The following is an 11,421-nucleotide window of genomic DNA, read 5'->3' on the forward strand; positions in this document are numbered from 1 at the left end:
AATTAGTGGTGTTATTTTCCCTGAGGAGCTCCTTTCGCAGCCTGTTGAGCTGCCACGGCAGCATCCACTACTTTAACTCCATTTTGGACATTCATAGTGCCATCGACGATAATTTTCTCGCCGTCTTTGACACCTTCTTTGATCACGATTTTGTCGCCAGCTTTGATACCCAGTTTTACTTGATGTATCTCCGCTTTACTGCTGTCGTTGACGGTATATATATTGAAAACACCTAACTGCTCAAACACAGCTTTGTAGGGCACAACAATTTCTTCTTTGGAAGAGGTTGTTGATACATTCATGGTGATATTCATACCTGCACGCAGTTCGTTGGCATTGTTCGGAAATGTCGCACGTACTTTGATTGTTCCAGTTGCAGGATCGACTGCACGGTCAATTGTTGTGATCGTTCCTTTGCCCTCATAAGTGCTTCCATTTGGTAGCAGAAGAGAAAGATCTGAAGAGGAACGGCTACTTTGTAATTGGGTAAATTTGTTAATATCCTTTTCGTTTACCTGAAATTCTATAGCAATTGGGCTGGTAGAAGATAAGGTGTTCAATAGGGTAGTACCAGGACTCACTAAAGCCCCCAACCGTACCTGTGATATTCCTACAGTTCCACTAAAGGGAGCCCGAATAGTCGATCGCGATAAATTGGTATTTGCTGTTACTAGAGCTGCGCGAGCAGACTCCACCTGTGCTTGAGCAGCAGCAACGCTTGATTGAGCATTATCAAAAGTCTGTTTTGCTATCGCATCCTTATCTGCCAATGTTTGATATCTCCCTAGATCTCTTTTTTGGCGGTCCAACTCTGTCTGTGCTACTTGGAGGCTAGCTTTGGCCTGCTGAACCGCAGCATTATAGCGTGTGCCATCAATTTCATAAAGGGCCTGTCCTTTAGTGACTGCTGCGCCGTCTGAAACATATATTTTGGTGATATAACCGCTTACTTCTGCAAATAGATCTGCTTCATTCAGCGGTTTAACTGTCGCAGGATAGCTTATTGTACCTGTTACAATCTCATGCGATGCTACACCGAAAGTAACTGGAACGACTTTCTCGGCTTGCGCCTGTGGCGGTCCTTGCTTTTTAGCATCTTTATTTCCACAAGAGGTCCATACTAAAGCTGTCCCTAGAAAGAAAGCGAATAATAATTGTCTTTTATTCATGATTTGTATTAGTTTCCTTTTTAATTGATTAATTTGTTTGAATTGATCCGATAGCTTTTTGTACATCAAGCTTACTCGCCAACAAGGCATAGAGCGCGTTCAAATAATTCAGTTGTGTTGTTTTTAAATCTGTCTCAGCAGTCATCAAATCCAGATATGTTTTGATCCCCTCGTCATATTGTAGTTTGATTGTCTCATAAACTTCTTTGGAGAGTGTAACGTTTTCCTGGGCCGTTTTCCAGTCGCTTAGATTGGCATTATAAGTGGCACGTGCCATGGAATATTGCGTATTGACCGAAGTTTCTAAGTTCTTAATATCCCAATCGATGCGCTCTTCCTGAAGTCTGGATTTATTGATTTGATTTTTACGCTTAAACCCTTGAAAAATAGGGAGTGATAGATTTAAACCTGCGATTGAACTTGGAATATTATCATTGTACAATTTTCCAAAACTATTGTTTCTGTAGTTAAATGCGTAATTATAGAATGCACTGATGTTTGGCAGATAGGTCCACTTGTAATACTGCGTGTTTAACTCTTGAATCTTTTTGGAAGTCTGTAATTGTTGAAATTCAATGCGATTGGTCACATTCAATCCGGAGGTTGTATCCAATAAAATTTGACTTTCCATATCAGCGTTATTGAAAGATAAGGTCAAGTTTTGACTTTTATCTAATGCCAAAAGCTGTTTTAGATAGTCATATTTATATTTGCGCATCTCTACGGTACGCTTTTCGTCAGCTCTGGCATTTGCCAAGGCGATCTGTGCACGCTTGTAATCGGTCTTATCCACCACACCAACTTCATAACGTACATGTGAATCATTGTATTGCTTTTGAAGACGGGCGATGTTTTCCTGAACAATTTTGATTTGTTCCTCGGAAGTCAAGATGTCGTAATAAGCTTTGCTGACATCGACAACGGCGTCGATTTTCTGACTTTCGGTATTTTGTCTGTTACTTAACCGAAGCAGGTCAGCCCCTTTTTTGGCTTGCATTAACGCCGGGTTTAGAATTTGTTGGTCAGCCTGCAACGTTAATGCACTACTATTTTTAGTTCCCATAGGGATATTAGCACCATTGAAGAACATCGTTGGCAATTTGACGTTGTGATTGAAATTGCCGGTTAAACCCAGCTGTGGATACCAGCCAGAAAGTGAAATATCAATATCTCTTTCCCCGATGGATTCATCAAGCTCGGCTTGCTTAATCGAAATTTTATTCCGTAAAGCATAATCTATCAGCTGCTGAAGTGTCGCATTTGGCGGCAAGCTTTCAGATTGCTGTTGTGCAAATCCTGTATTACTCAGAAGCGAAAGGGTCGCTAAAGAATAAACGATTTTATTAAACTTCATATATGTAATTAATTATTATTTTCTTTATTAATAGCTCCGTCCCAAATAATCCCAACGAGTACCTCTACATTTTGTTCGGAAAAACTGACATCTTTAAATTTGATACTATGAACTGTCGATAATGCCACTCCGATATAGCTGGCCACTAACAGATGGACATCTACTTGCTTTAAAATTTTCCGATCGATACCCTCTTGCAGAAAATCGACAACTTTATTTTGCCCGCCCAAAGGCTCTTGTATCTCCGCTTTATTTTTTTCGTAGTAAGGGGACGAGAAAAATTGCTCAAAAAAACTGAAGATATGTCCATTTTCAAGATAGAACTTGACAAAGTTGCGCCAAATATGAAAAAATGAATCTTTATACTCGAAATCATCTTTTATACCATCAAAAATATAATCATTTAATAATGTTCTACAGTGTTTGAACAGCGCAAAAATCAGATCATCTTTTGAAGGGAAATAATGGTAGATAGTTCCTATAGCTACATCAGAGTCTTGTGCGATTTTGCTCATCGGCGTTCCATGGAAGCCGTTGGTCTGTATCAGCTTTAGCGTGCTCGCAAGTACAGCCGCAATTTTTTCATTATAATTCATCAATCGAACGTTCATTCGGTTGCAAAATTAGCGATTAATTTGATTCCAAAATGTCAGAATATTGTTATAAATCAATAAATCAAAAATCTTGAAATATTGGATCAATAATACAATAAGAGAAAACAAATAAAATTGTTTTTTATTTTTTTAGGGTAGCTTGATGGGCTGTGTCCAACAACAGCAAATTAATGGTTAATATAAGCCTAGTGTTATAGGCACTAGCTGGATTGGGGATGCCGTAGAAAAGAGAAGAAGCGGCGTGTTTCATCTAACAGCCGCTTCTTCTAATTGCATTTTTTTAAGTTCTTTTCGACCTTTTCTAGGGAATAAATCTGTTTCCCTTTGTTGATTTTAGTATTAATGTAGGTCAACACATAAGCAATATCTATTGAAGAAAGATTTGAGGCAGGCATCGTATTGTTAAACTTCTTACCTGCAACTTCGAGTTCCCCTGATATTCCGTACTTGATGATACAGGCCAGTTGATCGCTATTTTTTTGAAGAAATGTAGTGTCAGTTAATGGAGGATAGAGATTGCCCAATCCTTCACCCTTATCCCCGTGACAATTTTGGCAATGTGTCCGATATACTTTTTGACCATTGACCGCATATTGTGCAGTTTTGATATCAACTTCATGCTGACAGCCTATCAATATTGATAAGATAACACCAATTGTTCCGACGGTTGTTAAGAAGATACGCATGTCACTTTTTACCCTCGCTCAATAGTAGCGGTAAGTCATTCATTAGTTTTTTCACTTGCTCGTCGTTGGTGCCGTCATAGGCTCCTCGAATTTTTTTGTCTTTATCTATTAAAACCAGATATCCCTGATGATCATAACCTCCAGGTGCGTTCTTATCTTCGGCCGTATAGACTAGGTATTGATTGGCTAGACCATATATCTCGGCTTTAGTTCCTGAAACAAATTGCCAGTGATTATTGGTTACGCCCAATTTCGTTGCGTAATCTTTCAACACATAAGGTTGATCGTATTTAAAGTCAATACTGTGCGATAAAAAGCGAACTTCCTCATTATCCTTATATTGTTGATATATTTTTAACAGGTTGCGATTCATCGTCGGACAGATACTTGGACAATGGGTAAAGAAAAAATTGGCAATATATACCTTTCCTTCAAAATCCTTATCCGAGATCATTACACTGTCCTGATTAAGCAGATTAAAGGTCGGAATAGTATGATAAAGTGTATCTACAATTTTTTTTCCGTCAACTGTTTTTTCTATAGCTTCCCTTTCGCCATAGATGGGTAAGGTGGTCTGGTTATTGTTTTTGCAGGAAAATAAACCGAGTAAAAGGCAAGCTGCGGAGTAAAATTTAGTTATGGATCTCATGAGTCTGCTATTTTTTTAAGCCTGACCCTTTTTTTGATCAGACGTTAATGTGAACGTTTTAAAATGTCGGGCTTAGTCAAATGGAATGAATTCGTTTAAAAACTCTTTAATTTTTCGCGGCTTTCTTTCGAAACATTATCAAATATCTTTTTCATGTCACTTACCTTTTGAAGTTCAGTTTCAAAATATTTAACATCCGTGGAATCAGGATTATATCCTTTCATCCAGTCCATCATATGTTCTGTAGCACTCTCTAAATTAGCTTTCAATATACTAAGCTCTTTTCTCGTTGAACTAGTATCTAAATCAGCCTTAGCTGTTTTCATATTTTTTAAATTGTCCAAAATGGAATCTATCTTGACAGCATCGCGGTCGAAATGAGCAATTTGAGGCATGATCTCATCATGTATTTTAATTGTTGAATCCTGTAAGGCTTTTACGGTCGTTGCACCATTCCCCGGAGTTCCACATGCTGCTATTGCTAAGGATGCGATAGCTACAAACGCGATTTTATTCATGTTATTATCTTTTGGTAATTTGACAAATATATTAATTTCTTACGGCTCAACATTTCGATTTCTCGACGGGAATGTAAAATTCAAGTCACGAATATAGGTTTCGCAACATACAGTAGCGCACAGGTCGCCCGATTTGTCTTTAATTTCCAATGAAAAGTCTTTTACTACCCGCCCTTTTGTTCGGATGATATGTGCACATTCTTCGAGAATTTCATCGGAAAGCTCAACACTATACTCTACACTAGTTTTACCTGGTTTTTTGAAAACAATTTGTGATGATTTTAACCAAGCTACAGTTTTCTTAAAGCCGATTTTTTGTAGATATTGATCAATTAGGATAGGGAAGATCGGGTCGGCTGCAGAAAATATCGTCCCTCCAAATAATGTTTTATTGGTATTGATATTAAATGGTGTCTTATATATTTTTACTTTGGCACCCTGAAAGCCAGGGCTAATTTTTTTAACCCAGATTCCCTGAAATAGAAAAGGGGGGTAAATGCGTAATAGCCATGTTAAGGCAAGTGGACTATATCTCATGATACAAAAATAGAACAATGTGTCGGATTATTGTGCGAAATCTTGGTTTTATAGCTTCACTATGGTATTTTTACAACTTAAAGAAACCTAAAATGTCCGAAATAAAAGGAAAACAAGCCGACAGAAAAGTATGGTTACTCATTATGATCGCTTCATTGGGCTACTTCGTCGATATTTATGATTTAGTAATTTTCTCCATTGTCCGTATTCAGTCCTTTACTGATATTGGTGTTCCAGCAGCGGATATGCGTGTTCAAGGTGAATTTGTATTAAACATGCAAATGGGAGGGTTGTTATTGGGGGGAATTATCTGGGGGATTGTCGGCGATAAATTTGGGCGTTTAAAAGTACTATTCGGATCGATTCTTTTGTATTCCTTAGCAAATATTGCAAATGGCTTCGTACAGGATGTACTGATCTATGGTATTATTCGTTTTATAGCGGGTATTGGTTTGGCTGGGGAATTAGGTGCCGGAATTACGCTGGTTTCCGAAAGCATGCATAAATCAAAACGTGGTTATGGCACTATGTTGGTTGCTGCTGTGGGTGTTATAGGAGCGGTGTTAGCCTATTTTGTTTCGGAAGAGTTCGATTGGCGGACAGCTTACTTTGTCGGTGGGGGAATGGGCCTGCTGTTATTACTTTTGCGTATTGGATCTTTTGAGTCGGGCTTGTTTAAAGAGCAAAATGAATCGGATACCACAAAAGGAGATATCCGGATGCTTTTTACCGACAGAAGCCGTTTAAAAAGATATATCAATTGCCTATGCATCGGTCTTCCTATTTGGTTTGTTGTAGGTGTTTTGGTTACACAAGCTCCTGAAATAGGGGCTGCTTTAGGGGCTATCGATACACTAAGTGCCGGCCAGGGGGTGATGTTTACCTATATTGGTATTTCTATCGGTGACGTACTGGCCGGAGTATTTGCACAAGTTTTAAAATCCCGTAAAAAAGTGGTCTTTATTTGTCAGTTAGTTATCATCGGAAGTTCACTTGTGTATTTGCTGAGTGACGGTATCACGGCTACGAAGTTCTTAACTCTTGCCTTTATCATGGGATTAGGAGTGGGGTATTGGGCTACGTTTGTAACGATCTCAGCGGAACAATTTGGCACAAATCTACGGGCTACTGTTGCAACAACGGCACCAAATTTTGTCCGAGGTGCACTCATTCCCTCTACTGTACTCTATGGATATTTGGTAAACGCATTTGGAATTGCACCAGCAGCGATTACAATGGTTTTACTTCTTTCGGGAATAGCAATTTATTCGCTAACCCAGTTAGAAGAAAGTTTTGATAAAGATTTAGATTATCAGGAGAAATAATGGCCCGATACACTATTTTTTACGGCCGGGACATTTCTTACAACGTTTACCTTCTTTGTATTTCTTGCAGCACTTTTTAAAGCAAGCACAGGAAAAATCAGAAAATGGGTTCATTGCAGTATTTCTAAACTGGAACAAACCACCTTTGTTGTCTGACTCATCCATCTCTATCACAGTTTCAATAATTTCGTTCATGTCACGAAGTTACGATTTGTTTAAAACAATTCTAAACAATGGCGTAGTTTTTACATTTTTTTGATCAGATTCTCAATGACTTTGGGGAAGTGTTGATGTTCCAGTTGCTGCCCTTTGAATTTTATTGTGTCGAGGGTATCATTTGGATCCACTTTGAACCGTGCTTGATAGATGATTTCTCCTTCATCGAAATGCTCATTCGCGAAGTGAATCGTAATCCCGTGCTCTTCTTCTTTATTTGCTAGAACAGCCCGATGAACATGGTCGCCATACATTCCTTTACCACCGTATTTTGGAAGCAGAGCAGGATGAATATTAATGATTTGATTCGGAAAAGCTTTCAGAAGATTATTGGGTACAAGCCATAAAAAACCAGCCAAAACGATCAGATCAATATTTAAGTTTTTAAGAATATTGACAACATTGTCGGTGTTGTAAAATTCCTCACGATCAAAAATATGTGCAGGTATTTCGAAATTGTCAGCTCGTTGAATAACGTAAGCATCTGGGTTATTGGATAAAATCAAGGCGACCTCAGCTTCGTCCGAATACTTGAAATGTTCCATTATTTTTTGCGCATTGGAGCCTGAACCTGAAGCAAAAATAGCAATTCTTTTTTTCACGATTGATGAGTATTAATTAGATTTGATCGATTTAAAAATTAGCCCAAACTTACGGAATTTTTGTAAAAAAACTAAAACAATAGTCGAATAAACCATATTTTTAAGTATTATTAATCGAAATTAATTGAACGGTTACTATTGGTTTAAAATTTTTTAACATGAAATTCCTCTATTCCCTAATTTTTGTCAGTATTTATTTTTTGTTTCAACCAGTCTTTGCGCAGGCTCCTAAAACACTTCCGCCGTTTACATTCGACGAGGTCTATCAGACCGGCAAATATGATTCTGGTAAACTCCCGAAATCTGGATTTATTGTTTTGAATTTCTATGACCCTGGTTGTGGACACTGTCAGAAAATGGGTGCTGGTATTGCGACGAACTTGACGAAATTAAAGAATACATCATTTTACTTTATCTCGATGAATGATAAACAATATGTCGATGGCTTCATTAACATGTACGCAAAGGCATTGAAAAATGCCGCAAATGTTAAATTCTTATTTGATAACGGTACGCAGTTTATCGAAAAGTTTAAGCCTACCAACTACCCTTCATTGTATATTTATGATGCGAAGACGAAGGCACTCATACAGCATTTAGATGGCGAAGAAGACGTAAATAAACTGCTAAAGGTGTTAGGTGCGAAAATTTAAATCGCAAATAATAAAAGAGAACGTCCGATACATGTATCGGACNNCGGACGTTCTCTTTTATTATTCATTTTTGTTTATAAAGACAAATTTACCATCGAATACATCCAAGCGAATGATTGAATCGCGATTTACTTTTCCGGATAAAATCTCCTTTGACAGTTCGTTTAGAATCCTTTTTTGAATGACACGTTTTAACGGTCTTGCCCCATAAATAGGATCATAGCCGAGTTGCGCTAACCAATCCATAGCTTCATCAGAAGCTGTGATAAATATATTTTGTTCGGCCAGCTGTCTTTGCACATGGGCAAATTGTAAACGGACAATGTCTGCAATTTCGGTGCGGCTTAACGGTGTAAACATGATCACCTCATCAATTCGGTTCAAAAACTCGGGGCGAATCGATTGTTTCAAAAGATCAAATACCTCAGTTCGTGTTTTAGCAATAATCTCCTCCCTATTATCATCGGTCAAGTGACTGAAATTTTCTTGTATAATGGTCGAACCTGTATTTGAAGTCATGATGATAATCGTATTTTTAAAGTTTACCGTACGACCCTTATTGTCTGTCAGGTGCCCGTCATCCAATACCTGCAGTAGGATATTAAATACATCCGGATGTGCCTTTTCAATTTCATCTAGTAATACCACAGAGTAGGGCCTTCTTCGCACGGCCTCCGTCAATTGTCCGCCTTCATCATAGCCTACATATCCCGGAGGCGCACCGATTAAACGTGACACGGCATGCCTTTCTTGATATTCCGACATATCAATACGAACCATTGATTGCTCATCGTCAAATAGAAATTCGGCAAGCGCTTTGGCAAGCTCGGTCTTTCCGACTCCAGTAGTACCAAGAAATATAAAAGATCCTATTGGTCGTTTTGCATCATTGAGACCCGCGCGTGACCTGCGAATCGCATCGGAAATAGCTTCAATAGCCTCATCTTGACCTGCAACACGTTTATGAAGTTCTTCTTCAAGATTTAGTAACTTCTCACGCTCCGACTGAATCATCTTACTAACCGGTATTCCAGTCCATTTGGCGACCACATCTGCGATATCCTCCGCGGTAACTTCTTCTTTAAGCATGCGCTTGCTTTCCTGTTTTTCCGCAAGTTCAGCCTTTAATCTGTCCACTTTTTCTTGTGCTTCTTTGATCCGTCCATAGCGAAGTTCGGCCACCTTCCCATAGTCACCAGAGCGTTCTGCCTGTTCAGCTTCTAGCTTATAATTCTCAATGTTCTCGATCTCTTGGTTGACATTGTCAACAAGGCTTTTTTCTTCTTGCCACGAAGCTCTTAAGGTATCTCGCTCTGCAGATAGATTGGCGATACTTTCCGAAAGCTCTGCAACTTTTTTGTCGTCATTTTCACGCTTCAAAGCTTCCCGTTCAATTTCCAACTGCATGATTCGGCGTTCAAGCTCGTCTACTGCTTCCGGTACGGAGTCCATTTCAAGCCTTAGTTTAGATGCAGCTTCATCAATTAAGTCAATTGCTTTATCCGGCAAAAACCGATCGGCAATATAGCGCTGTGATAATTCCACCGCTGCGATAATTGATTCATCCAGGATGCGCACTTTATGGTGTGTTTCGTATCGTTCTTTTAAACCCCTGAGGATCGAAATTGCATCTTGCGTGTCAGGCTCTTCCACCATAACTTTTTGGAATCTACGCTCCAATGCTTTATCTTTCTCAAAGTATTTTTGGTATTCATTTAGCGTTGTAGCACCAATAGCACGTAATTCACCTCTTGCCAATGCTGGTTTAAGGATATTGGCCGCATCCATCGCACCTTCACCGCCTCCTGCGCCTACCAAGGTATGGATCTCATCGATAAATAGGATAATGTCTCCATTGGAATCTGTAACTTCTTTTACAACCGCTTTTAAACGTTCTTCAAATTCTCCTTTGTATTTGGCACCGGCAACCAAAGCACCCATATCCAACGAAAAAACAGTTTTAGATTTTAAATTTTCGGGTGCATCGCCTTTGATAATTCTGTAAGCGATACCTTCTGCGATAGCCGTTTTACCGACCCCAGGTTCACCGACAAGTATTGGGTTGTTTTTGGTGCGACGGGAGAGGATCTGCATCACCCGTCTGATTTCCTCATCACGACCGATAACTGGGTCCAGCTTTCCCGACTCCGCATATTCATTTAAATTTCGTGCATATTTTCCGAGAGCATTGTATGTCGCCTCAGCATTCTGATCGGTTACTCGACTATTTCCACGCAACTCTTTGATAGCCGTCTTTAGATCTTTCTCCGTCACTCCCTGTGATTTTAATAATGTCGACGTCTTACTGGAACTTGCCAAGATACCTAGCAATAGATGTTCAACAGATACAAATTCATCATTAAATTCCTTTAAATAACCTTGTGCTTTTTGCAGCGCATTATTTGCATCACTACTTAAATAAATATTACTACCGCTAACCTTAGGAAAACCCTCCACTTGTTTATCAAGTTCAGTTCCGAGATAGCTGATGTTAACATTTAATTTTTTCAATAAGTGGCTGACAACATTTTCATCGACGGAGAGTAAAGCTTTTAAAATATGAGCTGTCTCAATCGCCTGTTGCTGATGGCCAGCAGCAATTTCGGACGCCTTTTGTATGGCCTCTTGCGCTTTAATTGTATAATTGTTAAAATTCATTTTATTGTCTTAATTAAAGTTTTGTTGATATGTTGGATTATAACAATTGAAGTGCCATTTGGGTTTTTAGCTGGATTTCGGAAAAAATGGCAATATTAATTATTGAATCATGACAAATTTGCAGTCCTTGAAAATAATGCGCTTGATTTTTAAATATTTGCCTTATTGCTGTAGAAAATTCTTGTTTTTGACTTGCAATTTTGCTGTAAGGTTTCGATATTTGCAACATCTTAAAAACGGTGAGCCGTGATTAAGATTGAAAAGAAGTAACGCCTCTTTAGCTCAGCTGGTAGAGCAACTGACTTGTAATCAGTAGGTCATTGGTTCGATCCCGATAAGAGGCTCTTTGTTATGCCACAAGCATTTAAACTTCTTTAAAAAGCCTCTTTAGCTCAGCTGGTAGAGCAACTGACTTGTAATCAGTAGGTCATTGGTTCGAT

11 protein-coding genes and 1 tRNA gene are annotated in these 11,421 nt (G+C 38.8%); 3 read left to right on the forward strand and 9 right to left on the reverse strand.

Annotated features, from left to right (window positions below; all coding sequences use genetic code 11):
* Window positions 1-11: 11 nt before the first annotated feature.
* The 7 genes from B3E00_RS01300 to B3E00_RS01330 form a co-directional block, all read right to left on the reverse strand.
* The gene (locus B3E00_RS01300) at window positions 12-1,169 is read right to left on the reverse strand and encodes an efflux RND transporter periplasmic adaptor subunit (protein ID WP_293884602.1); all 1,158 of its coding nucleotides are present in this window, start codon (window positions 1,167-1,169) and stop codon (window positions 12-14) included.
* 28 nt (window positions 1,170-1,197) lie between these two features.
* Window positions 1,198-2,523, reverse strand: a complete 1,326-nt coding sequence (locus B3E00_RS01305; RefSeq protein ID WP_209579235.1) for a TolC family protein — start codon at window positions 2,521-2,523, stop codon at window positions 1,198-1,200.
* Window positions 2,524-2,531: 8 nt separating this feature from the next.
* On the reverse strand, window positions 2,532-3,119 hold the full coding sequence (locus B3E00_RS01310) for a TetR/AcrR family transcriptional regulator (RefSeq protein WP_209579236.1): 588 nt from the start codon (window positions 3,117-3,119) through the stop codon (window positions 2,532-2,534).
* A gap of 284 nt (window positions 3,120-3,403) precedes the next feature.
* Entirely contained in the window at window positions 3,404-3,823 is a 420-nt protein-coding gene (locus tag B3E00_RS01315; protein ID WP_293884603.1) for a c-type cytochrome, read from the reverse strand.
* Window position 3,824: 1 nt separating this feature from the next.
* Window positions 3,825-4,472, reverse strand: a complete 648-nt coding sequence (locus tag B3E00_RS01320; RefSeq protein ID WP_293886449.1) for an SCO family protein — start codon at window positions 4,470-4,472, stop codon at window positions 3,825-3,827.
* Between the two features lie 95 nt (window positions 4,473-4,567).
* Window positions 4,568-4,990 carry a transposase gene (locus tag B3E00_RS01325; RefSeq protein WP_293884605.1) on the reverse strand — a complete coding sequence of 141 codons (423 nt, stop codon included), beginning with the start codon at window positions 4,988-4,990 and terminating at the stop codon, window positions 4,568-4,570.
* Window positions 4,991-5,029: 39 nt separating this feature from the next.
* Entirely contained in the window at window positions 5,030-5,527 is a 498-nt protein-coding gene (locus B3E00_RS01330) for a DUF4442 domain-containing protein (RefSeq protein ID WP_293886450.1), read from the reverse strand.
* A 92-nt stretch (window positions 5,528-5,619) separates the two neighbouring features.
* Between B3E00_RS01330 and B3E00_RS01335 the strand changes: the two genes are divergently transcribed.
* Window positions 5,620-6,852, forward strand: a complete 1,233-nt coding sequence (locus B3E00_RS01335; protein WP_293884607.1) for an MFS transporter — start codon at window positions 5,620-5,622, stop codon at window positions 6,850-6,852.
* A 245-nt stretch (window positions 6,853-7,097) separates the two neighbouring features.
* Here the strand turns inward: B3E00_RS01335 and purN are convergent, their stop codons facing one another.
* The gene (gene purN, locus B3E00_RS01340; protein WP_209579242.1) at window positions 7,098-7,670 is read right to left on the reverse strand and encodes a phosphoribosylglycinamide formyltransferase; all 573 of its coding nucleotides are present in this window, start codon (window positions 7,668-7,670) and stop codon (window positions 7,098-7,100) included.
* A 158-nt stretch (window positions 7,671-7,828) separates the two neighbouring features.
* Here purN and B3E00_RS01345 point away from each other — a divergent pair, with 158 nt between their 5' ends.
* Window positions 7,829-8,323 (forward strand): peroxiredoxin family protein, encoded by a 495-nt coding sequence (locus B3E00_RS01345; protein ID WP_293884608.1) that lies wholly within the window; start codon window positions 7,829-7,831, stop codon window positions 8,321-8,323.
* 60 nt (window positions 8,324-8,383) lie between these two features.
* Here the strand turns inward: B3E00_RS01345 and clpB are convergent, their stop codons facing one another.
* Window positions 8,384-10,981, reverse strand: coding sequence for an ATP-dependent chaperone ClpB (gene clpB / locus B3E00_RS01350; RefSeq protein ID WP_293936413.1), 2,598 nt, complete (start codon window positions 10,979-10,981; stop codon window positions 8,384-8,386).
* 271 nt (window positions 10,982-11,252) lie between these two features.
* On the opposite strand from clpB, the gene B3E00_RS01355 reads away from it, so the two are divergent.
* A tRNA-Thr gene (locus B3E00_RS01355) sits at window positions 11,253-11,325 on the forward strand.
* Window positions 11,326-11,421 lie beyond the last annotated feature (96 nt).

Origin of the sequence: Sphingobacterium sp. UBA5996, assembly GCF_002429765.1 — a bacterium.
GTDB lineage: Bacteria > Bacteroidota > Bacteroidia > Sphingobacteriales > Sphingobacteriaceae > Sphingobacterium.